The sequence below is a fragment of the Vreelandella titanicae BH1 genome (genome assembly GCF_000336575.1).
GTDB classification, from domain to species: Bacteria; Pseudomonadota; Gammaproteobacteria; order Pseudomonadales; family Halomonadaceae; genus Vreelandella; species Vreelandella titanicae.
Map to the genome: position 1 here is coordinate 1 of NZ_AOPO01000027.1, position 25,873 is coordinate 25,873.

Genomic DNA, 25,873 nt, shown 5'->3' on the forward strand with positions numbered 1-25,873 from the left:
ACGTTAAAGGAGCCGGCTTTTTGTGCAGCCAGCACGCGAGCCTAAGCAGGCTGTGCCGTGGCGCGCAGTAAGTGGGCCGACAGCAGCGACCACTGATCTTCCCAATGTTCGGTGGGCAAGCGCTTAAAGTCGCTGCGCACATACTGTGAAATTCGCCCCTCCGCCTGGGCCGCTAACAAATTGGCAGCGGCAGAGGCAGGAATCGTGGGGCGTAGGCCTTCACGCAGTTCGGCTTCGCGCAGAATCTGCTTAAGCTGCATTTCCAGGCGTTCAAACAGCTGGTTGACCCGCTGGCGTAGCCGTGCGGTTTCGCCGGTGAGTACGTCGCCGCCCATCACTCGTGCCAGGCCAGGATTTTTCTCAGCAAAGCCCAGCAGCAGCGCGAGTATGGTGCCGCAGCGGGAGGTGGCGTCGGGAACGTCTTCTAAAATACGCGTGATGCGGGCAAAAATACTCTCTTCGATAAAGTCAATCAGCCCCTCAAACATACGCGCTTTGCTGGGAAAGTGGCGGTAGAGCGCCGCTTCTGAAACTCCTACCTGGCGGGCGAGGGCGGCTGTGGTAATGCGCTTGCCGCTATCTTCCTCGAGCATCAATGCCAGGGCTTGGAGAATTTGCTCGCGGCGGCGAGGTTTTTGATCTTCGCTCATAATGTGGCCTCCGTCGCGGTTAGCTCGCGTCCTTGATTTGAGTACCTACCCCAGCATTGGTGAAAATTTCCAGTAACACCGCGTGGGGGACACGGCCATCAATAATGTGCGAGCTGTTCACGCCGCCCTTCACTGCATCCAGCGCGCAGCGGATTTTGGGCAGCATGCCGCCATAAATCGTGCCATCGGCGATCAGGTCATCCACCTGAGCGGTGCTTAAACCGGTGAGCACTTCACCTTCGGTATTCATTAACCCGGCGACATTGGTGAGTAGCATCAGCTTTTCTGCATTGAGCGCTTCGGCGATCTTTCCCGCTACCAGGTCAGCGTTGATATTGTAGCTGTGGCCTGCGGCGTCGACGCCAATCGGTGCAATCACCGGAATAAAATCACGCGCTGCCAGCATCTCGATAAGCTCGGTTGAGATCGACTCCACTTCGCCCACATGGCCAATATCGATGATCTCGGGCGCCGTCATTTCGGGACTTTGGTGCTCAACTTTGAGCTGGCGGGCACGAATTTGTGAGCCATCTTTACCGGTCAAGCCAATCGCTTTACCGCCGCTTTGATTGATCAGGTTGACGATGCTTTTGTTGACCAAGCCGCCCAGTACCATCTCGACCACGTCCATGGTTTGTGAGTCGGTAACGCGCATGCCGTTGACGAAGCGAGATTCAATGTTGAGCTTTTTGAGCAGGTCTCCGATCTGCGGCCCGCCGCCATGCACCACCACCGGGTTGATGCCGACTTCCTTCATTAACACGATATCGCGGGCAAAGGAGTCGATCAGGGTGCTTTCGGTCATGGCGTTACCGCCATATTTGACCACCACGGTTTTGCCGGAGAACTGCTGAATATACGGGAGGGCTTCGGAAAGCACCTCCACAACGACCTGGGGATCGCGACTGGCTGAACTCATGAGGTTGTCCCTTGCGAACGTTTATTATGCTGCTAACGTTTATGCTGATTAAGTGATGAGGGTCGCGCTTTCTAGGTGGTCGCGATCCCTCCAGCCCCGAGCTATTTAAAGAGCTATCTGTCTACTGGGGGAGCTCAATGTCTGGCGCGACGCGCCGAAGCGCGTCGTTAAAAATTGCTTTGATGCGTGCTAGCGCGGCCTCGTCTTTCCCTTCAAAGCGCATGACCAGTGCAGGCGTGGTGTTCGAGGGGCGGCACAGCCCCCAGCCATCCTGGTAGTCAACGCGAATGCCGTCCAAAGTTGTTTTTATACCTTCGCCGAAGTCGCCCTCGCGAGCAAGCTTATCCACCAGAGAAAATTTGTTATCGTCGGTAACCGCTATATTAATTTCCGGTGTGGCAACGTCTTGAGGGAAGTTGGCAAAAAAAGTATCGGCGTCGTCGGCTTGATTGGCGAGAATCTCTACCAGCCGAGCGGCGGCGTAGAGGCCATCGTCAAAACCATACCAGCGCTCTTGGAAAAAAATATGCCCACTCATCTCGCCACCAAGCTGAGCGCCGGTTTCCTGCATACGCGCCTTGATCATCGAGTGCCCGGTACGCCACATTTCCGGTTCGCCGCCGGCCTTGCTGATCACTTTGACCAGGTTGCCAGTGCACTTAATATCGAAAATAACCTTGGCCCCAGGTTGGCGCGCGAGCATATCGGTGGCAAACACCATCAGCAGGTGGTCGGGATAAATCAGCTTGCCAGTGGGTGTGACAACGCCCAGACGGTCGCCATCACCATCGAAAGCAAGGCCAATGTCGGCCCCGGTTTCGTGCACTTTGCGGATCAGATCCTGGACATTTTCCGGCTTGCCCGGATCAGGGTGGTGATTGGGGAAATGGCCGTCAATTTCCGCAAACAGCGGGATGGTCTCAATACCTAACCGTGCCAGCAGCTGCGGACCGAGTTCCCCGGCAACGCCGTTGCCGCAGTCGACCACGGCTTTTATCGGTCGGTTGATCTTAACGTCGCCTAGAATGCGCGTTAAATAGCGTTCACGAACATCCTGCTGGGTGATACTGCCTTGAGCATTGTCTAAGCTACTGTCTAGGTTGCCGGACTGGATACGTTCAAACAGGGCTGTAATCGCATCACCAGAGAGCGTTTCGCCGCTCAGCACAATTTTAAAGCCGTTATAGTCAGGCGGATTGTGGCTACCGGTGACCATTACGCCTGATTGGGTGCCTTCCAGTATGTGAGTGGCGAAGTAGAGCACCGGGGTGGGCACCATGCCGATATCGATCACATCGCGCCCTGCGGCGTTCAGGCCACGCATCAGCGCTGCCTGCAGCCGAGCGCCTGAAAGGCGACCGTCGCGGGCGACTACCACGCTGGATTCGCCCCGCGCGGCGGCCTCAGAGCCGACAGCACGCCCGATCATTTCTACCGTCTCTTCAGTGAGCGTGTCGTCAACGATACCGCGAATATCGTAGGCGCGAAAAATCGAAGCGGGTACAGACTGTGCGTTCATAGGGCTTCCCAGCTAAATAGACGTTTCCTTAAAAGGGTTCCTAAACAGGCGCGACCACTCGTTACTGACTGCCCGTACTGCCAAACCCGGCGCCGCCCCTTGAGGAGTCTTCAAACGCGTCCACCAAGGAGAGTTCGGCCTGTACCACAGGCACAAGCACGTACTGTGCCAGCCGATCGAAGGGGGTTAGCGTAAACGAGCTCTGACCACGGTTCCAGACCGAAATCATTAGTTCGCCCTGGTAATCTGAGTCGATTAAACCCACTAAATTGCCTAGCACGATGCCATGTTTATGCCCCAAACCGGAGCGCGGTAGGATCATGCCTGCCAAACCCGGATCTTCAATATAGATGGCAAGGCCGGTGCGTACGAGCTGGCAATCGCCGGGCGCTAATATTAACGGCTCATCCAGCAGGGCGCGCAGATCCATTCCCGCCGAGCCAGCTGTCGCGTAGGCAGGGAGGTAGTCGTGCAAACGCTCATCTAATACTTTGCACTGCAGGCGGGGGCGGGCACTCATGGGGATTCTCCAGATGTTTTCGTAGCGGCTGTTGTGGGTAGTAGGGCGAGCGCTTGACGGATGATGGTGGTGGCCAGCTGTGTCTTCGGCTGTGCAACTTCTGAGCGGCTCTCGACGCCTTGAGGGGTGCGCCAGAGTATCCAGGCGGCGTTCTGGTCGCTGCCAAAGCCCAGGCCAGCCTGGGAGACGTCGTTGGCGACGATCATATCCAGCCCTTTGCGCTGTAATTTATCCCGTGCGTAACGCTCAACCTCCTGGGTTTCGGCGGCAAAGCCGATCACCAGCGGGCGCTGTTTGGCGGGCAGTGCCGCGACGCCGGCGATGATATCGGGATTTTTAACCAGGGTCAGGGTGAGTGTGTCGCTATCATCCTGCTTTTTGAGCTTATGCTCGGCAGGGGCTGCCGCGCGATAGTCGGCGACAGCCGCGCAGCCGATAAACAGCGCCGCTTGAGGCGCTAGCCGCTGAGCTTCAGCGTGCATCTGCTCGGCTGACTCAACGTCAATTCGCGTCACGCCCTGGGGAGTGGGTAGGTCAACCGGCCCACTGATCAGCGTCACCTTGGCCCCTTCAGCTACCGCGGCTGCGGCCAGGGAAAAGCCCATTTTCCCCGAGCTGTGATTGGAGATGTAGCGCACGGGATCCAGTGGCTCACGGGTAGGGCCAGCGGTGATCACAATATGGGGTGCATGTGAGTGAGGCGCTGTGGTGATAGGGGCAGCAAACAGCGCCGTAACCGCGCTAAAAATCTCTTCAGGCTCGCTCATGCGGCCTGGCCCCACATCGCCACAGGCCTGGTCACCGGCGGCGGGGCCTATGAGCTGCCAACCGTCATGCTCAAGCTGCGCTACGTTACGCTGGGTGGCGGGGTGGCGCCACATAGCCTGGTTCATCGCCGGGGCAATCAGTTTGGGCGCTTCTGAGGCCAGGCAGAGCGTAGTGAGCAGGTCGTCGGCCATACCGTGCACCAAACGAGCGATAAGGTCGGCAGTCGCCGGAGCGATCAGCACTATATCCGCCCAGCGGGCCAGCTCAATATGGCCCATGCCCGCCTCGGCTTCGGGGTCGAGTAAAGAGGTGCGCACAGGCTCGCCGGAGAGCGCCTGCAGCGTGAGCGGGGTAATAAAGGCCTGGGCCCCGTCGGTCATCACCACGCGCACCTCGCAGCCCACCTGCTTGAGCAGGCGCACAAGCAACGCGCTTTTGTAGGCAGCGATACCCGCACTAACGCCGAGCAGTACGCGTTTGCCGGCGAGCGTCGACGCGCTTGTCGAGTTAACAGCAGAGGCCATGGTCAGTGATCCATATCCGCGTTCGTAAGGAGGCTTACCATACCATTGGCACCAACAATTTGGCATATTGAGCACAAACAAGGTTAAGCTAGGTTTAATGAGGCTTATGGCTGTAAAGCTATGCGTGTTGAGGCTGGCTTCGATCGACAAAGATGGGCAGCGCGGGTGAGGTGCGATGGGAATTAATCACTGGCCGGAAGGTGAGCGGCCCCGGGAAAAGCTATTAAATACTGGCGCCCAGGCGCTCTCAGATGCCGAGTTGCTGGCAATTTTTTTGCGTGTTGGCGTACAGGGTCGTTCGGCGGTCGATTTAGCGCGGGATTTACTCAGCAGTTTCGGTGGTTTGCGCCAACTGCTAGAGGCCGATCAGGAAAGCTTCTGTGCTGCCCGTGGGTTAGGTAGCGCCAAGTACGCTCAGCTCCAGGCGACGCTTGAGCTGTCGCGGCGCCATTTAGCCAGCCAGTTGGCGCGGGGCAATGCGCTGACATCACCTGCCTTGGTGCGCCACTACCTGAGTTCGCAGCTACGCCATTTAGGGCATGAGGAGTTTGCGGTGCTTTTTTTGGATACTCAGCACCGAATTATTCGCTATGAATCGCTGTTTCGCGGTACCCTAGACAGCGCATCCGTTTACCCCCGCGAAGTTGCCAAGCGCGCATTAGAGCTGAGCGCTGGCGCCGTTATCCTGGCGCATAACCACCCTTCTGGTGTGGCAGAGCCAAGCGATGCTGATCGACGTATCACGGAACGCCTCAAAGAGGCGCTGGTACTTTTTGACGTGCGCGTGCTGGATCATTTCGTGGTGGGGGATGGAGAAGTGATCTCTTTTGCCGAGCGCGGCTGGCTATAAGCAGTATAAGAATGCACTGTTCTATGCCGTTTTGATTAAGTAAAATGAGCAAAAAAGTGCTTTTCCAGCCTTTTTTGTGGGTTTTGCTTGCTGTAAGTCGGGTGCTCTGGTATAAAGTGCCACCTTTAAACTTGGGTTGAATAACGGATTTGGATAAAGCTTGGCGGTTAACGGCGTCGACACCTTCCCTGCTCCGGTTTGCCCGACAGTTTTGAACACTCAGGTTATTATATCCTGGCCAAGCAGTTGGAGGCTCTAATGTCCAAAGTATGTCAGGTTACCGGCAAGCGTCCGGTAACTGGAAATAACGTTTCACACTCCCAGCGTAAGACACGTCGTCGTTTCTTGCCGAACCTGCACACCCATCGTTTTTGGGTTGAGTCTGAGAACCGCTTCGTCAAGCTGCGCGTTTCCACTAAAGGAATGCGCATCATCGACAAGAAAGGTATCGACACAGTTTTGGTTGCTATTCGTAAGCGTGGCGACGCTATCTAAGCCAGCTTTATTATACAAAGCCCTTTGGGCCAGGTATTTTGGGCCAAGCATTTTGGGAGAGTTAAACCATGCGCGATAAAATCAAGTTGGTGTCCAGTGCCGGTACAGGCCACTTCTACACCACTGATAAGAACAAGCGGAACACTCCGGATAAATTCGAATTCAAGAAATTCGACCCGGTCATCCGTAAGCACGTGATCTACAAGGAAGCGAAGATCAAGTAATCGCTTTTGCGATGTTGATCGGCTTCCACTGCAGGCGAGCGCCTGTTCAAAAACCCGGCCTCAAGCCGGGTTTTTGCATGCATGTCTTTCGTGTGTCGCATGCTTCGCTAAACCACCTTCATTAGGCTGTCACTACAGGCAGGTACGATGTCTAAATATGCCCGAACTTCCTGAAGTTGAAACCACCCGACGCGGGATTGCTCCCTATATTGAAGGCCAGGAAGTCACCGAAGTGCTGGTGCGTCAGCCGCGGCTGCGTGTGCCTGTGCCCGATGATCTGGCCGAGCGGTTGGTAGGTGCGCGCATTGGGGTGTTGATGCGGCGGGCAAAATACCTGCAGATTCCTATCCAGGCTGGCGGCGCGCTTGAAGGTGACGCTAGCGCGACGCTGCTCTGGCACTTGGGTATGTCGGGCAGTCTGCGGATTGCCCGGGTGGGGGATTTGCCTAAAAAGCATGACCACGTGGACGTGGTGACTGCCAGCGGCTATGTGCTGCGCTATCACGATCCCCGTCGGTTTGGCTTTGTGGATTGGCAGGTCGCAGACGCAGCGCAGGATAAACGGCTTGCTCACTTGGGCCCTGAGCCGCTGTCTGATGCGTTTAACGGCAAATGGCTCTACACGCTCTCGCGTAACAAGCGCGTGGCAGTAAAACCGTTTCTGATGGATAACCAGGTGGTTGTTGGTGCCGGGAATATCTACGCGGCAGAGGCGCTATTTATGGCCGGCATTGATCCCCGCCGCGCGGCGGGAAGAGTTTCCCGTGCTCGCTATGACGCCTTGGCCCTGGCCGTGAAAGAAGTGCTGGCGGCGGCAATTACCCAAGGTGGCACCACGCTGCGGGACTTTGTCAGTGGCCAGGGTGAGCCCGGCTACTTTGCCCAACGCCTTAATGTTTATGGCCGCCACGGCCAACCCTGTTTGCGCTGTGGCGCTGAGCTTCGGCGCATTACGCTTGGCCAGCGTGCTAGTGTGTTCTGCCCCGGCTGCCAGCGCTAATGGCTACCTATCAGTGCTACTGTTTTATTTAAGTATTGCTTTGCCTCATCTTTTGCCTTGTCTGAGTTTTTAAAACACGGGTTTTTAAGCCCAGGTTTTAAGACACAGGTTTTTAAGGCAAGGTTTTAAAGACAAAATTTTTGGAGATTGCTGTGACCCAACGCCTGCGCCTGAATAAAAATGCCGACCGCCGTCTTAAAGCGGGCCATCTTTGGATCTACTCCAATGAGGTGGATATCAAAGAGACGCCGCTGAAAAACTTTGCGGCAGGCGAAACCGCACTGGTAGAAGCCTCCAATGGCAAAGTAATGGCCGTCGCGTATGTAAACCCTCATTCGTTAATTGCTGCCCGGATAATGTCTCGTGACCCCGAGATGCGCTTGGATCGTTCGCTGTTTGTACACCGCTTTAATCAAGCGTTGGCACTGCGTCAGCGCCTTTATGCGCAGCCGTTCTACCGCTTGATCCACGGCGAAGGCGACCTGTTGCCAGGTTTGGTGATCGATCGTTTTGGTGATGTCCTCGTCGTGCAACTCAATACCGCGGGTATGCAGGCGCTGGCGGATGAGATTGTCGATGCGCTGGAAAAAGTCATCAAACCGGAGGTGATCGTCTTCCGTAACGATACTGGCGGCCGTCGTCAGGAAGGTCTTGAGGCCCACGTTGACGTCATCAAAGGCACGCTGCCTGACGAAGTGGTGCTCGAAGAGAACGGCGCTCGCTTTGTGGTGCCGGTGCTGAACGGTCAGAAGACCGGCTGGTTCTTTGATCACCGGGTTAATCGCGAGTGGATCAATCGCAATGTGGAAGGTAAGCGCGTGCTGGACGTATTCAGCTACGTAGGCGGTTGGGGCGTGCAGGCGGCTGTTCATGGCGCGAAAGAGGTGATGTGCCTGGACTCTTCAGGCCCGGCGCTGGCTCAAGTGGCGCGCAACGCCGAGCTGAATGGCGTGCAGGAGAAGGTAGCGGTTAGTGAGGGAGATGCATTTGAAGCGTTAGCAGCGTTGAAGGCAGAGGGCGAGGAGTTTGACGTGGTCATTCTTGACCCGCCAGCGTTTATCAAAAAGCGCAAGGACATTCCCAACGGTGAGCGTGCCTACGCCCGCTTGAACCGCGAGGCCATGCGCCTGCTGGGTCGCGATGGTCTGCTGTTGTCTGCGTCCTGCTCCATGCACCTGGCGCCCGAGCGGCTAATGGACGTAGTGCGTGGTGCGGTTCGCCACCAGGATCGTCACGGGCAGGTGATTTTCCAAGGCCACCAAGGGCCTGATCACCCGGTGCATCCGGCTATCCCTGAAACGTCTTACCTGAAGGCGCTGGGTGTGCGTGTGTTCCGCGACTAGTTCAGGTAGCTAGAGTTCAGAGAAGTCAGCGTGTAGGGGAGTAAAGGTACACAGGAGTTAGCCGATGGAGTGGGCGCTGCCCGATCCTTTTGTGATCGATATCCGCGTGGCCGATGAGGCGATCGATGCTTATCAGCACGTCAACAACAGTGAATACCTGCGCTGGGTTGAGCAGATTAGCTGGGCTCACTCGGTCGCGCTCGGCCTCTCTCTTGAGCGTTACCGAGAGCTTGATCGGGCCATGGTGGTTCACCGCCACGAGCTGGATTACCTGGCGCCTGCCTTTGCAGGTGATGAGCTACAGCTGGCTACCTGGATTGTCGATTGTGACGAGCGCTTTAGTTTGACCCGCCGTTTTCAGCTGGTGCGAGTCAAAGACGCTAAAACGTTGCTTTACGCCCGTACACGCTTTGCCTGCGTGGCGCTTTCAACAGGGCGGCCCAAGCGCCTGCCCGAGGAGTATCGGCGTATCTACGGCGGCGCAGTTATTGTGGAGTGACGTAGAACGAAGTGGATTTTTTCGTGTAGAACCGGCAATCGCTAGATTTTTCTCCTAAAAAACGCCTTAACCGGCGTTTTTTTGTTTTTTGTTTCTGGGGTGGTGGTCAACGTTAGCTGTGCTGTAATTTGCTTAACAACATGACTGACCTTTAAAAGCACAGGAAAAATCCAATGAAAATTGCTGTCCCCAAAGAGATCAAAAATCACGAGTATCGCGTGGCCTTAACCCCTACCGGCGCACGGGAATTAGCCGGGCGCGGCCATCAGGTGAGCATTCAGGCCGGAGCCGGTGAAGGTGCAGGCTTTAGCGATGCTGATTTCCAAGCCGCCGGTGCGCACATAGAAGCAGATGTGGACACTTTGTGGCGCAACGCTGAGTTAATCCTCAAGGTGAAAGAGCCGCAGCCGGACGAGGTAGCGCGACTCGCCCCACAGCATACACTGTTCACCTATCTGCACCTGGCCGCCGAAGAGCCCCTTACCCGTGGGCTGATGGAGAGCGGTGCCACCTGTATCGCCTACGAAACCATTACCGATGCCCGCGGTGGCCTACCGCTGCTGGCGCCTATGAGCACCGTAGCGGGACGAATGGCGGTGCAGGCTGGGGCCCATAGCCTGGAGAAGGCCCAGGGCGGTGCGGGCGTGCTGCTGCCCGGTGTGCCGGGTGTGGCGCCAGGTAAGGTAACCGTGATTGGGGGTGGCGTGGTAGGTGAAAACGCTGCGCGCATGGCGTTAGGGTTAGGCGCGGAAGTTACCATTCTGGATAAGTCGTTAGCGCGGCTTGAAGTGCTGGATGACCGTTACCAGGGGCGCATTAAAACCGTTTACTCCACCGCAGACGCGCTGGAAACGGCCACCCGTGAGTCTGACATGATCATTGGCGCGGTGCTGGTGCCCGGCGCCGCTGCGCCAAAACTAATCACTCGCAGTATGCTGGCTGATATGAAGCCTGGCAGTGTACTGGTCGATGTTGCCATCGATCAGGGCGGCTGTTTTGAAACCAGCAAGCCCACCACCCATGCCGAACCGACCTATATCGTCGATGGGGTGGTTCACTACTGTGTGGCCAATATGCCCGGCGCGGTAGCACGTACGTCCACCCAGGGGCTGACCAACGCCACGCTGCCCTTTGTACTCGCCCTGGCAGATAAGGGCTGGCAGCAGGCGCTGCATGACGACCCACACTTTCTCCCGGGCCTTAACGTGCACGCGGGGCAAGTCACCTACCAGGCCGTAGCGGATGCCTTTGGGCTGGAAAGTATCGACCCTGCGAGCGTTGTTGGCAGCTAAACTGTTGAAAGCTAGCTGTCGGCGGCTAATTAATTAGTCGCATCCGGGGCTGGCGTTAGTTCAGTAGTGGGGCGGAGGTTCATCCTCGGGGCGCTGGCCGCCCTGGGGTTCGCTTGCCTGGAGTGCCTGGTGCTGCTCACGCAGGCGTTCGCGCATTAGGCCGCTGAGCTGCTCCAGTTTCTCCAGGCGGCGCTCCTGTTGTACCACCGCTTGATCCAGGGTATCCAGCCAATGCTCTTGATGGGCTATGCGACTCTCTAAAGATTCAAGACGTTGAGCTAGGTCAACAGGCGATAATTCATGTGTCATGATAACATTGCAGCCTTATGTAGTAGTATGCCGGTGCTATTGGGAATGGGCCTGATAGTGCGGGTATTGTCCTTCGTCTGTTACCCATACAACAAGAGAGCTTTTTTTTCTATGAACCCAAAAGTTGTGTTTCGCTGTTTCTTAATCAGTGTATTACTTGCCGCCCCCACGCCACTTTTGCTGGCGGGGATTGTTCATTTAACCGATAGTGCCCTCGCCGAGCTGTGGATGGCCGAGTTGGCAATCAGTGGAGTTAGCGGTGTCTATATCGCCGTTGCGATAGGTAGTTTTATTGTTCTGTGTATTGGCACATTAGCGTCTGCCGCTTTTGCGCCCTCGATCGTGGTGGCGTCCGATGCTGTGGTTCGTCCCAAGCCAGCAACGCGCCAACCCCAAGCGGCTGCACCGTTGGACGATGATGAGGAGGAAGACATCATCGATCCTAACGATGGCCGCGAAGAGGGTGAAGTAAAGTGGTTCAATACCAACAAAGGCTACGGTTTTATTACCCGCGATAATGGCGAAGATGTGTTTGTACACTTCCGTGCCATTCGTGGTCGTGGCCCGCGTATGTTGGCAGAAGGCCAAATCGTGCGTTATCACGTGATTAAAAATGAGCGTGGTTTGCAGGCCGACGATGTCAGTATTATTGAGTGAGCCCAACGGCTAGTTAAATTGATCGTTGGATAGTAACGACCCCGCTTCGGCGGGGTCGTTTACGTTTAAAGCGCTCGATTAACGCCCTGAATCGGGCCACTCTATTGCCCCTTCTTTGCCACCGGGCAACACTTGCCAGAAGCGGTCAGGGTCATCACCGGGGTGCCAGCCACCCAGTGAGCAACGTATTTCGGTTTGCAACGCTTCCGCGGCCTGTTGGGCACACTCTTGGTCGGTCATCCACGGCGTGTGGTTGCTATCAAACCATAGGCTGGCAAAGCCATCAGCGGCTTTGTCTACCAGCAATACCGGCACGCAGTCACCCTGGTATTGGCCGCGGGTTTGCCATTTACCTTTGCCTGCGGGGCTCAGCGGTGGCGCGATTAGTGCACTTTTCAACCACTCATTGAGCGCATCAAGCGACACGCTGGCTAGGTAAATCTCTATATCGGGGTAACGCTCCATCATAGGTTTACCTCACCGGAGGAGAGTAGCGCTTGCAGCGTCGCTTCGTAAATCCGGCTTAAGTCGTCCAGATCGCTGGCGCGAACGCGCTCATTGACCTTGTGGATGGTGTCGTTGAGCGGGCCTAGCTCGACCACCTGAGCGCCAAGGGTGGCGATAAAGCGGCCATCCGAGGTGCCGCCGCTGGTAGAGAGCGCCGGGCGCTCGCCGGTCACCGCTTCAACGCCTTTAATGGCGGCGTCAACCAGCGCGCCTTCCGCGGTTAAAAACGGCTCGCCGTTGAGCGTCCAGTCTATCTGATATTCCAATCCATGCTGGTCGAGAATGGTTTCCGTGCGCGCTTTGAGCTCATCAGAGGTCACCTCGGTGGAGAAGCGAAAGTTAAACACCACTTCCACGTCGCCAGGGATCACGTTGGTCGCCCCGGTGCCTGCGCGCAAATTGGAAATCTGAAAGCTGGTGGCGGGAAAAAAGTCGTTGCCCGCGTCCCAGTGCTCGTTGACCAGCGCATCCAGCGCTGGCATGGCCTGGTGGATGGGATTGCGCGCTAAATGCGGATAGGCCACGTGACCCTGCACGCCTTTAATGTGCAGCGTGGCGCCCAGTGAGCCGCGACGACCGTTTTTGATCACATCGCCCAGGCGCGTGGTCGAGGATGGTTCGCCGACAATGCAGTAGTCGAGCCGTTCATTACGCTCGCGCAGGTGCTCGACCACCGCGCGAGTGCCGTCGACTGCCGGGCCCTCTTCATCGGAGGTAATCAGAAAGGCAATACGGCCATCGTGATTCGGGTGGTTGGCCACAAAGCGCTCAACGGCGGTCAGCATTGAGGCCAAGCTGCCTTTCATATCCGCCGCGCCACGTCCGCACAGCATACCCTCATCATCAATGCAGGGCTCAAACGGTGGGTACTGCCAGTTGGTATAGGGGCCGCTGGGCACCACGTCGGTGTGGCCGGCAAAGGCCACCACCGGGCCGTGATGGCCGCGAACCGCCCAGAAATTCTTTACGTCGCCAAACGGTAGCCGCTCAATATGAAAACCGAGCGCTGCTAAGCGCTCGATCATGAGTTCCTGGCAGCCCTCGTCGTCCGGCGTTACCGAGGCCCGGCTGAGCAGCTCAAAGGCGAGCGTGAGCGTCGGCGACAGTCCTTCAGATTCAGTTGTGGGCATGCAGCGCCTCGTTCAGGGCGATAGCACTTTTATTGGTCAAGCACTCAATGCGGCCATTCTGGGAGTTGCGGCGCCATAGCTGATCGTCTTGCCCGGCCAGCTCGCGGGCGGCAACGGTGTTCACTTCCTGGCCCTGATCATCCAGTAAGGTCACTTTGGAGCCAGCGGTGATATACAGCCCTGCTTCTACCGTGCAGCGGTCACCCAGGGGAATGCCGATGCCTGCGTTGGCGCCGATCAAGCAGCCTTCCCCGACCTTAATGACGATATTGCCACCGCCAGAGAGAGTGCCCATGGTGGAGCAGCCGCCGCCCAAGTCGGAGCCTTTGCCGACCATCACGCCGGCTGAGATGCGACCTTCGATCATGCCGGGGCCTTCGGCGCCCGCATTGAAGTTGACAAAGCCTTCGTGCATGACGGTAGTGCCTTCGCCTAGGTAAGCGCCCAGACGTACGCGGGCGGTGTCGGCAATGCGGATACCGGTAGGCACCACGTAGTCAGTCATTTTGGGGAATTTATCGACACAGTCGACGGACAGCGCGCGGCCCGCCATACGTGCCTTCAAGCGGCGCGTAGGCAGCTCTTCAATGTCGATGGCGCCTTCGTTGGTCCAGGCAATATTGCGCAGAAGGCCAAACATGCCGGTGAGATCAAGACCGTGAGGTTTGACCAAGCGGTGGGACAGCAGATGCAGCTTTAAATACACCTCTGGCGCGGTTTGTGGCGCTTCGTCGCTCTCCAGGAACATCGCGACCAGGGGGCGCTGGCTGGCAGAGAGCGCTTCGGCAAGCTCTGCCTGGGCGGAGTGCCCCGCGGCTTCTAACGCTTTAGCCAGGCGTGTGCAGTCTTCGGGCAAAAAGCTGATGGCGGCGTTGCCTTGGGGGGCATCCAGAGCTTGTTTGGCGGCTTCCACCAGGCTGGCGGGTGGGTTGAGCAGCGGCGCCGGGTAGTAGATTTCCAGCCAGTCGCCCTGGGTGTTTTGGGTGCCGATTCCAAGCGCAAAGCTCAGCATAAGAAGGTGTCCTGTAGTGATAAATAGTGAAGAAAAGCAGGCAAAGCCAAGGTGCCTAGTTGCTTAAGTGCTTAGTTTCTCAAGTATCTAGTTGCTGAAGCACTTAGCCACTTGAGTACTTAGCCGAGCTTGTCGTAATCGCCCTCGCGGTAGCCGACTAAGATAGTGGAGTCGTCTACTTCGAGCAGCGGCCGCTTCAGCAGTGTGGGGTATTTCATCAGTAGCTGGCGGGCCGAGTTGGCGTCGTAATCTTTTTCCTCATCGGAAAGTTCGCGCCAGGTTTTGCTGCGTTTGTTAATGACTTCCACAAGCGGCACGCGATGTAAAATGTGTTCTAGTAGCGCAGCAGATAGACCATCTTTGCGCAGATCGTGGGTTTTATACAGCAGCGCTTTCTCATCCAACGCTTTACGCGCTTTGCGGCAGGTATCGCAGTTATCGATGATATACAGCGTCAGCATACGACCTCCTGAGAATGTTGAACCAGAGAATGTGGAATAAGTTAACCTCGCTCGACGAGATGGCGAATTCGTTGGGCGGCTTCAAGAGTGGGCGCTAGCTCAGCCACCAGCGCTAGGCGCAAGCGCCCCGCGCCGGGGTTAACGCCATTTTCACCCCTGCGTCCCATTAGGCTGCCGGGCAGTACGCTAACGTGCTGTTCGGCAAACAGCCTCTGCGTGAAGGCGATATCGTCGCCACCGGGCACCGCAGGCCATAGGTAAAAGCTAGCTTGTGGCGCGGGAAAATCCATGACTGGGGCAAGCACCTGGGTGACCGCGCTAAATTTTTCGCGGTAGGCGTCGCGGTTGGCGCGTACGTGCTGCTCGTCCTGCCAGGCGGCGATAGAGGCGTGCTGCAACGGCAGCGACATGGCACAGCCATGGTAAGTGCGGTAGCGCTTAAACGGAGTGAGCAGTGTCGCATCCCCCGCGACAAAGCCCGAGCGCAGGCCCGGCAAGTTGGAGCGCTTGGAGAGCGAGTGAAACACCACGCAGCGCCGGTAATCATCACGACCCAGCTCGGCGCAGGCTTGCAGCAACCCCGGTGGTGGGGCTGTTTCGTCAAGGTAGAGCTCCGAGTAACACTCGTCCGAGGCGATAATAAAGTCGTGTTCGTCGGCGAGGGCAATCAGCTGCTTAAATTCATCAAGGGACGTGACTGCACCGGTGGGGTTGCCCGGCGAGCAGATAAAAACGATTTGCACGTTGCGCCACGTCGCGGCGGGCACGGCGTTAACGTCAGGTCGAAAATTGTTCTCAGCGGTACAGTCTAAATAGAGCGGCTCACCGCCTGCCAGCAGCGTCGCACCTTCGTAGATTTGATAAAACGGATTGGGCACCGCGACTTTCGCCGGGCGGGTGCGATCCAGCGCCGCCTGCACAAAGGCAAAAATGGCTTCCCGAGTGCCGTTAACGGGCACCACGTGCCGTTCGCTGTCGAGTTCGCGCAGTTGAAAGCGTTGGCTTGCCCAGTTGGCGATGGTTTGGCGGAGCGCTGGCAGGCCATTGGTCGCGGGATAACGGGCCATTTCCAGCTGGTGCGCCACCAGCGCTTCAAGCGCCGCAGGAAAGGGCGCGTGCTGGGGTTCGCCAATGGTCAGCGGAATATGCGCCAAGTCAGCTGGGGGCGTTAATGCGGCCTTCAGCGCGGCCAGCTTTTCAAACGGGTAAGGATGCAGGGCGTCGAGGTCGGCGTTCATGATGTGTCCGTTGATGGCTGGCGGCGTAAACCGTCGATTATAGGCAAGGCCCGGTGCAGGCTCAAACCTAACGAGGGTGTGATTTTGCAATGAATACTTTTACAGACACTCGATAGACGGGAGCGAGGGTAGGTTGGAGCGAGGGTCTTTCGCCATGGCCGGAAAAAATTCCTGACAATTCCGGCATTTCCGCCATCCCTGGCGGTCAGATGGCGAAAGTAGCGCCCATGGAGGGGTTCACAGCGCCCTCGCGGAAACCTACCCTCGCCCCCAGGCTTGGCACTACAATCTCTGCATCAGCCTCGGGGTTCGGTGAATTATCTTTTAAACGCCCAACACTTCAATCAGACGTTCGCGCAGCTGCTGCTGGCGCTCGGGGTCAGTCAGCGGTTCGCCTGCCTTGGTGGTGATGAAAAAGACGTCCTCTACCCGCTCGCCCAGGGTGGCGATTTTTGCCGCCGAAAGCGAGATATCCTGCTCCATAAAAATCCGTCCCACCCGGGCCAGCAGGCCGGGGCGGTCGGGAGCCGTTAGCTCCAGCAGCGTGCGCTCATTGGCCGGATCCTGCTCAATCAGCACCTCCGTGGGTACCTTGAAATGCTTGAGCTGGCGCGGCGTGTGGCGGGTGACGATATCCGGGTAGTCATCAGGGTCATCAAGCTCTTCCACCAGGTGTCGGCGCATCTCTTCGATGTGGCCTGGGTCACGTATAGGCTGACCATGGTTGTCGAGCACGATAAAGGTGTTTAGCGTCCAATCGTTGTGGGAGGTCGCAATGCGCGCATCGTGAATCGACAGGCCCAACTGCTCCATGGCCGCGGCGGTAGCAGCGAAAAGGTCGTCCACCGAACGGGTGTGGATAAACACTTTGGTGCCGCCTTCGGACATGTCCGCAGTAGGTGCGCTGATCAACACCAACGGCAGCGGCGACTGGTTGTGATTGAGAATGCCCTGGGTCTGCCAAACGATTTCGCTGGGGGCGTACTGCAGGAAGTAGTCTTCCCCTAGCGATTCCCAAAGATGATCGATTTGCTCACGATTAACGCCGATGGTTTGCAGCAAAGAGCGTGCTTCGGTGCGCGTTTCCCGCACCCAGTCGTCGCGGTCGGGCGGATTATTCAGGCCGCGGCGCAGGGCACGCTTGGTTTCGGCGTACAGCTGGCGCAGCAGCGACGCCCGCCAGCCGTTCCACAGTGTGGGGTTGGTGGCATTGATGTCGGCCACGGTGAGCACGTAAAGGTAGTCCAGGCGCGTTTCGTTACGCACGATCAAGGCAAAATCACGAATCACATCGGGGTCGCTGATATCGCGCTTTTGCGCCGTCATCGACATCAATAGATGGTGCTCAACCAGCCAACTGACCAGGTTCGTGTCGTGGGGCGAGACGTGGTGGCGCTGACAAAAATGCTCAACGTCCCGGGCGCCGATTTCCGAGTGGTCGCCGCCGCGGCCCTTGCCAATGTCGTGAAACAGCCCGGCGATCCACAACAGGTCGAGCTTGGGCAACTGCTGCATCAATGCCACCGCCACTGGAAAGTCACCCTTCGCTTCCGGTTTGCGAAAATTGTGCAGAAATTTGAGCAGCAGCAGGGTGTGGGCATCGACCGTGTAAATGTGGAAAAGGTCGTGCTGCATCAGCCCTATGGCGCGGCCAAATTCGGGCAGGTATTTGCCCAGAATCCCGTAGCGGTTCATGCGCCGCAACTGGCGGGGCACATTGCCGGGGGCGCGCAGAATAGCCATAAAGAGCCGCTGGTGGCGCGGGTCTTCCCGGTAGTGGTCGTCAATCTGGTGGCGATGATCGCGAATTAGTCGGATGGTATCGGCACGCACTCCTTCGATTTCGGGGTGCTTGGCCATCAGTAGGAATAGCTCCAGCATCGCCGCGGGGCGTTCACGGAAAAGTGTCCGCGAGCGAACCTGGATATAGCCGCCTTTGGTTTCAAAGCGCTCGTTGAGTTTGACGGTTTCCAGCGCTTCTTTGCCGCGCAGGATGACCTCGTCAAAGTGCTGCAGCAGCATATCGTTGAGTCCCGCCAGCGCGGTGACGTGCCGGTAATAGCGCTTCATGAACTGCTCAACCGCCAGACGTTCCGGCGTATCGCGAAAGCCAAACATTTCGGCGATGGTGCGCTGGTGGTCAAACAGCAGGCGGTCTTCGGCGCGGTCGGTAAGCATATGCAGGGCATAGCGCACCTGCCACAAGAACGCCTGCCCCTGGCTTAAAATGCGCAGTTCGGCGTCGTTCATAAAGCCGTTGGCGACGATATCGGTGTACTGTTCGGTACCGAAGTGGCGCTTGGCCACCCAGCCGATCATCTGGATGTCGCGCAGCCCGCCGGGGGAGCTTTTGAGGTTCGGCTCTAAGTGGTACTCGGAGTTGTTATAGCGGTAGTGGCGGGAAATCTGCTCCTGCCACTTGGCTTCAAAAAAGCGGTCGGCGGGCCAAATATGTTCGGCGCTGAGGCGTTCGCGCATCGCTTCGCGCAGGCTTTCTGGCCCCGCAATCAGGCGAGATTCGAGTAGGTTGGTAATCACCGTGACATCCGCTTCGGCTTCCCGCTCGCAGTCGCTAAGCGAGCGAACGCTATGACCAATTTCCAGGCCAATATCCCACAAGAAGGTGATAAAGGCGGTCAGCGGTTCACGATAGGCGGTGTCATCGTCCTGCTCCAGTAGCAGCAGCAGATCGATATCCGAGTGGGGGTGTAGCTCACCACGGCCATAGCCGCCTACCGCCACCAGTGCAATACCATCGTCGGGCCACTCATGCTGTGCCCAGGCAATCGCCAGCAACTGATCCAGGTACCAGGCGCGGCCGCGCACAAGGTCGCGAATGTCTGCACCGGCGCGAAACTGGTCGTCCAGGCGCGCCTGTAGCTCGCGCAGCGCGGCCTTGAAGGGTGCCACCGGCGAGCGTGAACCGGCAAGCTCAGTGCGGAAAAGATCCAGGTCGTAAAGCGTGGTGTCCGGCTCAAACCGGTGGTGGTGTAATAGCATCAGTTGGTTAGAAAACTGAAGTCTTCATCGCCACGCGCGGTCAGCACTTCAACGCCGCCCTCGGTCACCAGCAGCGTATGTTCCCACTGCGCTGAAAGGCTGCGGTCTTTAGTGACGGCGGTCCAGCCATCGCGTAGCACCTTGGTTTTATACCCGCCGACGTTAATCATCGGCTCGATGGTAAAGCACATGCCTGCGGCGAGCTTAATGTCGGCATCCGGTGCGTAGCCGTCGTAGTGTAAAAACTGCGGCTCTTCGTGGAATTCGGCGCCGATGCCGTGGCCACAGAAGTCGCGAACGACGGAGTAGCCGTTGCTTTCGGCATGTTTTTGAATCACGCGGGCAAGCTCCGAGAGGCGTACGCCAGGCCTCACCAGCTCGATGCTTTTATACAGGCATTCCTGAGTAATGCGACACAGCCGTTCGCCCTGAATCGTCTCACCCACTACGAACATCACGCTGGAGTCGCCGTGATAGCCGTCGGTGGTCTTAACGGTGATATCCAGGTTCATTATATCGCCATTTTTGAGCTTCTTGGCGTCGTCGGGGATGCCGTGGCACACCACATGGTTGATCGACGTGCAGGTCGCCTTGGGAAAACCATGGTAATTCAGCGGTGCAGGGGTCGAGCCTAGCTCGTTAACAATATACTCATGGCAGAGACGGTCAATTTCCCCCGTGCTAATGCCTGCCTGGATATGGGGGGTGATCATTTCAATCACGCTAGCCGCTTGGCGCCCGGCTTCGCGCATGTGTTCGATTTCAGAAGGCGTCTTGATAGGAACGTTCATGAATGCTCGATATGAATGCAGAATGGAAAATTGAATGGCGCAATTTAAGACCGTCAAACGGGGTGCGACTTCATCTTGGCAATGATCTATGGTATAAAGCCGCGCGCTTTCCTGCAATCGTGATTCCGAGCTTCTTGGCTGGGAAGTACGCAGTAGGGCAGGGCGATGAATCCGCAGCGTGCTCGACTTACGGGCGCGATGCTTACTATCAAGCCTTAAAAACACACATGCACCGGCACATGGTCCCGGGTGCCGCTGGCAGCGTCTAACGTGGTCAACGGTCGGATCCATGGGGTGCGTGGAGGCCTAACCCGAGTTTTAGGAGTTCTACCATGTCTCACGTTAATATGCGTGACCTGCTTAAAGCAGGTGCTCACTTCGGCCACCAGACCAAGTACTGGAACCCGAAGATGAGCAAATTTATCTTCGGCGCGCGCAACAAGATTCACATCATCAACCTTGAGCACACCCTTCCGGCGCTGAACGAAGCGATCGATGTGGTCGAGAAGATGGCGGCATCCAACAACAAAATTTTGTTTGTTGGCACCAAGCGCAGCGCTAGCAAGGTAATTAAAGAAGAAGCTAACCGTGCTGGTCAGCCTTTCGTCAACCATCGCTGGTTGGGCGGCATGTTGACTAACTTCAAGACCATCCGTCAGTCCATTAAGCGTCTGCGTGATCTTGAAACCATGCGCGAAGACGGCACGTTCGAGAAGCTGACCAAGAAAGAAGTCTTGATGGCGACTCGCGAGCAGGACAAACTTGAGCGTTCTATCGGCGGTATCAAGAACATGGGCGGCCTACCGGACGCACTGTTCGTGATCGACGTTGACCACGAGCGCATCGCGATCAACGAAGCCAACAAGCTGGGCATCCCGGTTATCGGCGTGGTGGATACTAACTCCAACCCCGATGGCGTTGACTACGTAATTCCCGGCAACGATGACTCTATCCGCGCTATCCAGATCTACGTAAAAGCGATTGCGGATGCGTGTGGCCGTGCCAAAGAAGCCAACGCTCAAGAGTTTGTTGAAGTGACCGAAGAGGCCGCTGCAGCTGAAGACAACACTGCCGCTGAGTAATCGCAGCAGTGGGTGCGGTGAGCAGGTGTGCCGCATCAAGATAAAGGGGGCTTTGCCCCCTTTTTCCCGCTACAGATGAACTGTCTGAGCGGACGAATTTGCCGGCACTCAATACCGGCCCCGTAATACAGAGAGACATAGGGCAGCGTGATACATGATGGTCATTTATCATGCCTATACTCTGTGTTGCGTCTAACTCTCATAGAACCATTTCAGAGGTGAATTCTCATGGCAGCTATCAGCGCCTCTCAGGTCAAGGAACTTCGCGAACGTACCGGTCTCGGCATGATGGAGTGTAAAAAAGCACTCACCGAAGCCGACGGTGATATCGAAGTTGCGATTGAAAACCTGCGCAAAAGCTCCGGCCTAAAAGCAGCGAAGAAAGCCGATCGTATCGCCGCAGAAGGTGTAGTGGTTACGCGTGTAGCGGAAGACGGCAGCTACGGCGTAATGGTTGAAATCAACTCCGAGACTGACTTTGTTGCTCGTGATGACAACTTCATCGCGTTTGCTGACAAAATCGCCGGTGCTTTCTTCACCGCGAAAAGCGAAGATGTTGCCGCCGTTATGGCTGGCGAACTGGAAACTGCCCGCGAGCAGTTGGTTCAGAAAATCGGTGAGAATATCGGTGTGCGTCGTGCCATCGTAGTGAACGCTGTTGACGGTGGTCTGGTAGGCGAGTACGTCCACGGTGGCCGCATTGGCGTTCTGACCGTGCTAACAGGCGGCAATTCGCAAGTCGCGAAAGACGTTGCAATGCACGTGGCGGCGATCAACCCTGCGGTTGCGCATCCTGCCGATATGCCCCAAGAGCAGTTGGATCAGGAAAAAGCGATTATTCTGGCGCAGCCGGATATGGCCGGTAAGCCGGAGCAGATCGCAGAGAAAATGGTTCAGGGCCGCTTGAAAAAGTACTTGGCAGAAAACAGCCTGACCGAGCAGCCGTTTGTTAAAGACCCGAACCAGACTGTGGCTGAGTACGTGAAAGCCGCAGGCGGCGAAGTGGTAAGCTTCACACGCTTTGAAGTTGGTGAAGGTATCGAGAAAGAAGAAGTCGACTTCGCTAAAGAAGTTATGGAACAGGCTGGCCGTCGCTGAGGTCAGAGGTTTCAGAAAAAAGATGGCGTGCGCGTGAGCGCACGCCTTCGCGTATCCGGCCCCTGTATAACCGGTGTTAGTTAGCCGACCCTGATAACGGGTTTATACAGCGGGGCTGCCCCGCCTGCCTGTTTACAGGTCTGCCTCAGGAGAGATGCCATGTCGCGTGATGTTCAAGAACCTACCCCCCATGTAGCACCCAGCAAGGCTGAGGGTTCGAAGTCAAAATACAAACGTATTTTGCTCAAGCTTTCTGGCGAAGCGCTGATGGGTGAACACGATTTTGGTATTGACCCTAAAGTGCTTGACCGGATGGCGTTGGAGATCGGCCAGCTCGTCGGTATTGGGGTACAGGTAGGCATCGTGATTGGCGGTGGTAACTTGTTTCGCGGTGCGGCGCTCAATGAGGCTGGCATGGATCGCGTCACCGGTGACCATATGGGCATGCTGGCGACCGTAATGAATGCGCTGGCAATGCGTGATGCGCTAGAGCGCTCCAATATCCGCTCGCGCGTGATGTCGGCTATCCCAATGAGCGGCGTTGTAGAGCACTACGACCGTCGCACGGCCATTCGCTACTTAACCTCCGGGGACGTAGTGCTGTTCTCTGCAGGCACAGGCAACCCCTTCTTCACCACCGATTCTGCAGCTTGTTTGCGCGGCATTGAGGTGGACGCCGACGTAGTGATCAAGGCGACCAAAGTCGATGGCGTCTACAATAAAGACCCGGTAAAACATCCGGATGCGGTGAAGTACGACCAGCTCTCTTACGACGACGCCCTGGATCAAAAATTGGGCGTTATGGATTTGACCGCTATCTGCCTGGTACGTGACCATAATATGCCGGTGCGGGTATTTGATATGAATAAGCCTGGCGCCCTACTGAATATGGTCGTAGGGGGCAAGGAAGGCACGCTGATATACAGAGGGTAATGACGTGATCAACGATATTAAGAAAGATGCCGATTCGCGCATGCAAAAAAGCGTTGAGGCGCTGCATAGCAACTTCAATAAAATTCGTACCGGTCGTGCTCACCCGAGCATTTTAGACGCCGTTACCGTGGACTATTACGGCAGCCAGGTACCGCTTAGCCAAGTGGCATCGGTCAACGTTGAGGACGCTCGCACGCTGACGATTGCGCCGTGGGAGCAGGGCATGGTGCAGAAGATCGAAAAGGCCATCATGACCTCTGATCTTGGCTTGAACCCGGCCAGTGCAGGCAACGTGATCCGTGTGCCAATGCCGATGCTCACCGAAGAGACCCGCAAAGGTTATATCAAGCAGGCGCGTAGCGAAGCTGAAAACGCTCGCGTTGCCGTGCGTAACGTACGTCGTGATGCTAACGGTGATTTCAAGTCGTTGTTAAAAGATAAAGAGATTACCGAAGACGATCAGCGTGAAGGCGAAGATGCGATTCAAAAGCTGACCGACAAGTATATTGCTGAGATCGATAAAGCGCTGACTGCAAAAGAGCAGGATCTCATGCAGGTATAAACCTGTGCTTTATTCAGCCGCGGGCAGCTTTGGCTGCCCGTTTTGCCACACTCTGGCTGGTTTTTTTATGACTGACCTTTGGTGCGAGAATCCATGACGTCACCGCAGCTTCCTGAAAAACAGCCGGACGACGCCAGCGCGTCTTCTCTGGCCGGGGAGGCCCCGCCGTCTCACGTTGCCATCATTATGGATGGCAATAACCGCTGGGCGCGCGCGCGCGGGCTTTCGGGGGTGCGTGGGCACCGGGCTGGGGTGGAAACCGTTCGTGCGGTGATTCAGCGGGCCGCCGAGCGCGAGGTGCAAACCCTCAGCCTGTTTGCTTTCTCCAGCGAAAACTGGAAGCGTCCGGCCGCAGAGGTCAACGCCTTGATGGAGCTGTTTTTGATGGCGCTTAAGCGTGAAGTCAAAAAGCTCAATGAGCGTAATGTGCGCCTCTCGATCATTGGCGAACAGCGGGGTTTTTCCCACGCCATCCAAAAGCATATTCAGCGTGCTGAAGCGTTAACCGCGGACAATACAGGGATGCATCTGGTGATTGCCGCCAACTATGGGGGGCAGTGGGATATCGCACGGGCGGCGCGCACCTTAGCCGAGCAGGTGGCGGCTGGGGAGTTATCGCCTGAGCAAATCGATGAAGCGTGCTTCGACACTGCAATGGGGACTGATGACGTGCCGCCGGTGGATCTGTGTATACGTACCAGTGGTGAGCAGCGGCTATCCAACTTTATGCTTTGGCAGTTGGCCTATGCTGAGCTGCACTTTTCCCCGCTGCTATGGCCCGATTTCGGTGCGGATGCGTTTGATGCGGCATTAAACGACTTCTGCCAGCGCCGTCGTCGCTTTGGCATGACGGACGAACAAATAGAGGCGCAGGGTGCTTAAACAGCGGATTATCACCGCAGCCTGGCTAGCACCCCTGGTGCTGGCTGGCCTGTTTGGTTTAGACGGCGGCGCTTTTGCGCTATTTACGGCGTTGATGGTGCTACTCGCCACTTGGGAGTGGGCCAATCTGGCGGGCGTTACCCGTACCGCACAGCGTGCTCAGCTAGTGGCCGTGATGGCGGTGTTGATGCTGGTCATGTGGCTGGCCGGAGCCGCCACATCAATATGGCCGCTTTGGTTCTCTGCTGCCGGTTGGCTGGTGAATCTCTACTGGGTAACCCGCTACCCTGCGGCGGGTGAGCAGTGGCAGTCCACCGTGCGGCGCCTGGCGATGGGCCTGTGGGTGCTATTGCCCTGCTGGGTGGGCTTTAACGTTCTGCGTGACATCGGTATGGCTTGGCTGCTGTTTGTGCTGCTGCTGGTTTGGTGCGCGGATATCGGCGCCTACTTTGTGGGGCGACACTGGGGCAAGCGCAAATTGGCTCCCCACGTGAGCCCTGGCAAATCATGGGAGGGCGTATACGGCGGCTTAGCGGCGACCACTATTCTGGCTATTCTCTTTGCGCTGTGGTTGCCGCTGGGCCTGGTGGGTGGAATTACCCTGATACTCATCACCGCCGTGGTCACTTTGGCCTCTGTGCTAGGGGATCTACTGGAAAGCATGCTCAAGCGCCATCGTAATATCAAAGATTCGAGCCAGTTGCTGCCCGGCCATGGCGGTGTGCTGGATCGCATTGATAGCCTCACCGCGGCGATACCGCTGTTTGCACTGTTCTATGTGGAAGTACTGGTTGAGGTGTTTGCTCGGGTGCCGCCGCTATGAGCCAACTCGCTAATAGGCAACGTGTGACCGTGCTTGGCTCGACAGGCTCTGTGGGCACTAGCACGCTGGATGTGATTAGTCGCCACCCAGACCGCTATTGCGTGCATGCCCTGACCGCGCACACCTCAAAAGAGGCTCTGCTAGCGCAGTGCTTGGCGCATCGCCCTGCGGTCGCCGTGTTGGATAATGAGGCCGATGCCGCTTGGCTGCGCCAAGAGCTTAAGCGGGCTGGGCAGTCAACTGACGTGAGCGCAGGCCCAGAGGCGCTGTGCGATGTTGCCCGGGACGCCAGCGTCGACTGCGTAATGGCGGCCATTGTCGGCTCGGCGGGCTTACTGCCTGCCCTAGCCGCTGCGGAAGCAGGCAAGCGCGTGCTACTGGCCAATAAAGAGGCGCTGGTGATGAGCGGCGCGCTGTTTATGGAGGCCGTTTCCCGCTCTGGCGCAACATTACTACCGATTGATTCCGAACATAATGCCATTTACCAGTGTCTACCTGCGGAGCACCGCGGCGGACTTGCCAAGCACGGCGTTCGTCAACTGCTGCTAACGGCCTCTGGCGGGCCGTTTCGTACATGGAGCCAGGCGGAAATCAACAATGTCACTCCCGAACAGGCCTGCGCTCACCCGAACTGGTCAATGGGACGTAAAATATCGGTGGATAGCGCCACACTGATGAATAAAGGGCTAGAGCTTATTGAAGCCTGCTGGCTGTTTGATGCCACGCCCGAACAAATCCAGGTGGTGGTGCACCCTCAAAGCGTGATTCACTCCATGGCGGCGTAT

Annotated in this window: 29 protein-coding genes; 16 read left to right on the top strand and 13 right to left on the bottom strand. The window is 57.0% G+C overall.

The features are described 5' to 3' along the window. Positions 1-41 precede the first annotated feature (41 nt). The 5 genes from slmA to coaBC all read right to left on the bottom strand — a co-directional run bounded on the left by slmA (position 42) and on the right by coaBC (position 4,900). Positions 42-650: a nucleoid occlusion factor SlmA gene (gene slmA, locus HALTITAN_RS23700; protein WP_022520209.1), complete on the bottom strand. Its 609-nt coding sequence runs from the start codon at positions 648-650 to the stop codon at positions 42-44. Positions 651-669: 19 nt separating this feature from the next. Then, positions 670-1,569, bottom strand: coding sequence for an acetylglutamate kinase (argB, locus tag HALTITAN_RS23705; RefSeq protein WP_007111740.1), 900 nt, complete (start codon positions 1,567-1,569; stop codon positions 670-672). A 121-nt stretch (positions 1,570-1,690) separates the two neighbouring features. Next, positions 1,691-3,088: a phosphomannomutase/phosphoglucomutase gene (locus HALTITAN_RS23710; RefSeq protein ID WP_009288615.1), complete on the bottom strand. Its 1,398-nt coding sequence runs from the start codon at positions 3,086-3,088 to the stop codon at positions 1,691-1,693. Positions 3,089-3,149: 61 nt separating this feature from the next. After that, on the bottom strand, positions 3,150-3,608 hold the full coding sequence (dut, locus tag HALTITAN_RS23715) for a dUTP diphosphatase (RefSeq protein WP_009288616.1): 459 nt from the start codon (positions 3,606-3,608) through the stop codon (positions 3,150-3,152). Beyond that, positions 3,605-4,900 (bottom strand): bifunctional phosphopantothenoylcysteine decarboxylase/phosphopantothenate--cysteine ligase CoaBC, encoded by a 1,296-nt coding sequence (gene coaBC / locus HALTITAN_RS23720; protein WP_039860871.1) that lies wholly within the window; start codon positions 4,898-4,900, stop codon positions 3,605-3,607. The genes dut and coaBC overlap by 4 nt, the downstream gene beginning before the upstream one ends. Before the next feature lie 175 nt (positions 4,901-5,075). Between coaBC and radC the strand changes: the two genes are divergently transcribed. From radC to ald, 7 genes are all read left to right on the top strand, one after another. After that, positions 5,076-5,750 (top strand): RadC family protein, encoded by a 675-nt coding sequence (radC, locus tag HALTITAN_RS23725; RefSeq protein WP_009288617.1) that lies wholly within the window; start codon positions 5,076-5,078, stop codon positions 5,748-5,750. 258 nt (positions 5,751-6,008) lie between these two features. Continuing rightward, on the top strand, positions 6,009-6,245 hold the full coding sequence (rpmB, locus tag HALTITAN_RS23730; protein ID WP_022520205.1) for a 50S ribosomal protein L28: 237 nt from the start codon (positions 6,009-6,011) through the stop codon (positions 6,243-6,245). Between the two features lie 68 nt (positions 6,246-6,313). Then, entirely contained in the window at positions 6,314-6,469 is a 156-nt protein-coding gene (rpmG, locus tag HALTITAN_RS23735) for a 50S ribosomal protein L33 (RefSeq protein WP_022520204.1), read from the top strand. Positions 6,470-6,626: 157 nt separating this feature from the next. Beyond that, positions 6,627-7,469 (top strand): bifunctional DNA-formamidopyrimidine glycosylase/DNA-(apurinic or apyrimidinic site) lyase, encoded by an 843-nt coding sequence (gene mutM / locus HALTITAN_RS23740; protein WP_039860873.1) that lies wholly within the window; start codon positions 6,627-6,629, stop codon positions 7,467-7,469. Between the two features lie 152 nt (positions 7,470-7,621). Next, positions 7,622-8,812 carry a class I SAM-dependent rRNA methyltransferase gene (locus HALTITAN_RS23745; protein WP_039860875.1) on the top strand — a complete coding sequence of 397 codons (1,191 nt, stop codon included), beginning with the start codon at positions 7,622-7,624 and terminating at the stop codon, positions 8,810-8,812. A 64-nt stretch (positions 8,813-8,876) separates the two neighbouring features. Continuing rightward, the gene (locus HALTITAN_RS23750) at positions 8,877-9,311 is read left to right on the top strand and encodes an acyl-CoA thioesterase (protein WP_009288620.1); all 435 of its coding nucleotides are present in this window, start codon (positions 8,877-8,879) and stop codon (positions 9,309-9,311) included. A 173-nt stretch (positions 9,312-9,484) separates the two neighbouring features. Next, entirely contained in the window at positions 9,485-10,603 is a 1,119-nt protein-coding gene (gene ald, locus HALTITAN_RS23755) for an alanine dehydrogenase (RefSeq protein WP_009288621.1), read from the top strand. Positions 10,604-10,663: 60 nt separating this feature from the next. Here ald and HALTITAN_RS23760 read toward each other — a convergent pair whose 3' ends face one another. Beyond that, positions 10,664-10,912 (bottom strand): SlyX family protein, encoded by a 249-nt coding sequence (locus HALTITAN_RS23760; RefSeq protein ID WP_039860877.1) that lies wholly within the window; start codon positions 10,910-10,912, stop codon positions 10,664-10,666. A 111-nt stretch (positions 10,913-11,023) separates the two neighbouring features. Between HALTITAN_RS23760 and HALTITAN_RS26260 the strand changes: the two genes are divergently transcribed. Beyond that, positions 11,024-11,569: a cold-shock protein gene (locus tag HALTITAN_RS26260; RefSeq protein WP_022520199.1), complete on the top strand. Its 546-nt coding sequence runs from the start codon at positions 11,024-11,026 to the stop codon at positions 11,567-11,569. A 78-nt stretch (positions 11,570-11,647) separates the two neighbouring features. Here the strand turns inward: HALTITAN_RS26260 and HALTITAN_RS23770 are convergent, their stop codons facing one another. From HALTITAN_RS23770 to map, 7 genes are all read right to left on the bottom strand, one after another. Beyond that, entirely contained in the window at positions 11,648-12,037 is a 390-nt protein-coding gene (locus HALTITAN_RS23770; protein WP_009288622.1) for a hypothetical protein, read from the bottom strand. After that, complete coding sequence (dapE, locus tag HALTITAN_RS23775) at positions 12,034-13,206, bottom strand: succinyl-diaminopimelate desuccinylase (protein WP_009288623.1); 1,173 nt, start codon at positions 13,204-13,206, stop codon at positions 12,034-12,036. The genes HALTITAN_RS23770 and dapE overlap by 4 nt, the downstream gene beginning before the upstream one ends. Continuing rightward, entirely contained in the window at positions 13,193-14,218 is a 1,026-nt protein-coding gene (dapD, locus tag HALTITAN_RS23780) for a 2,3,4,5-tetrahydropyridine-2,6-dicarboxylate N-succinyltransferase (RefSeq protein WP_009288624.1), read from the bottom strand. The genes dapE and dapD overlap by 14 nt, the downstream gene beginning before the upstream one ends. 119 nt (positions 14,219-14,337) lie before the next feature. Further along, on the bottom strand, positions 14,338-14,679 hold the full coding sequence (locus HALTITAN_RS23785) for a Spx/MgsR family RNA polymerase-binding regulatory protein (RefSeq protein ID WP_022520197.1): 342 nt from the start codon (positions 14,677-14,679) through the stop codon (positions 14,338-14,340). 41 nt (positions 14,680-14,720) lie between these two features. Further along, the gene (gene dapC / locus HALTITAN_RS23790) at positions 14,721-15,917 is read right to left on the bottom strand and encodes a succinyldiaminopimelate transaminase (RefSeq protein WP_039860879.1); all 1,197 of its coding nucleotides are present in this window, start codon (positions 15,915-15,917) and stop codon (positions 14,721-14,723) included. Between the two features lie 324 nt (positions 15,918-16,241). Then, positions 16,242-18,917 (bottom strand): [protein-PII] uridylyltransferase, encoded by a 2,676-nt coding sequence (locus HALTITAN_RS23795; protein ID WP_009288625.1) that lies wholly within the window; start codon positions 18,915-18,917, stop codon positions 16,242-16,244. Beyond that, positions 18,917-19,708: a type I methionyl aminopeptidase gene (map, locus tag HALTITAN_RS23800; RefSeq protein ID WP_022520194.1), complete on the bottom strand. Its 792-nt coding sequence runs from the start codon at positions 19,706-19,708 to the stop codon at positions 18,917-18,919. Before map ends, HALTITAN_RS23795 begins: the two co-directional genes overlap by 1 nt. 2 nt (positions 19,709-19,710) lie before the next feature. Between map and HALTITAN_RS23805 the strand changes: the two genes are divergently transcribed. From HALTITAN_RS23805 to dxr, 8 genes are all read left to right on the top strand, one after another. Continuing rightward, a complete protein-coding gene (locus HALTITAN_RS23805) occupies positions 19,711-19,977 on the top strand; it encodes a hypothetical protein (RefSeq protein WP_027957764.1) in 267 nt (88 codons plus the stop codon). A gap of 63 nt (positions 19,978-20,040) precedes the next feature. Continuing rightward, on the top strand, positions 20,041-20,790 hold the full coding sequence (gene rpsB, locus HALTITAN_RS23810; protein WP_009288627.1) for a 30S ribosomal protein S2: 750 nt from the start codon (positions 20,041-20,043) through the stop codon (positions 20,788-20,790). Between the two features lie 228 nt (positions 20,791-21,018). Next, complete coding sequence (gene tsf / locus HALTITAN_RS23815) at positions 21,019-21,888, top strand: translation elongation factor Ts (protein ID WP_009288628.1); 870 nt, start codon at positions 21,019-21,021, stop codon at positions 21,886-21,888. A gap of 159 nt (positions 21,889-22,047) precedes the next feature. Then, the gene (pyrH, locus tag HALTITAN_RS23820; protein ID WP_007111718.1) at positions 22,048-22,821 is read left to right on the top strand and encodes a UMP kinase; all 774 of its coding nucleotides are present in this window, start codon (positions 22,048-22,050) and stop codon (positions 22,819-22,821) included. A gap of 4 nt (positions 22,822-22,825) precedes the next feature. Continuing rightward, positions 22,826-23,383 carry a ribosome recycling factor gene (frr, locus tag HALTITAN_RS23825; protein ID WP_009288629.1) on the top strand — a complete coding sequence of 186 codons (558 nt, stop codon included), beginning with the start codon at positions 22,826-22,828 and terminating at the stop codon, positions 23,381-23,383. A gap of 93 nt (positions 23,384-23,476) precedes the next feature. Continuing rightward, positions 23,477-24,265, top strand: coding sequence for a polyprenyl diphosphate synthase (gene uppS, locus HALTITAN_RS23830; protein WP_022520193.1), 789 nt, complete (start codon positions 23,477-23,479; stop codon positions 24,263-24,265). Beyond that, positions 24,258-25,088: a phosphatidate cytidylyltransferase gene (locus HALTITAN_RS23835; RefSeq protein ID WP_009288631.1), complete on the top strand. Its 831-nt coding sequence runs from the start codon at positions 24,258-24,260 to the stop codon at positions 25,086-25,088. The genes uppS and HALTITAN_RS23835 overlap by 8 nt, the downstream gene beginning before the upstream one ends. Further along, positions 25,085-25,873 (top strand): 1-deoxy-D-xylulose-5-phosphate reductoisomerase (gene dxr / locus HALTITAN_RS23840; protein WP_039860882.1); only part of this gene is annotated, 789 nt, incomplete at its 3' end. The genes HALTITAN_RS23835 and dxr, both read left to right, overlap by 4 nt.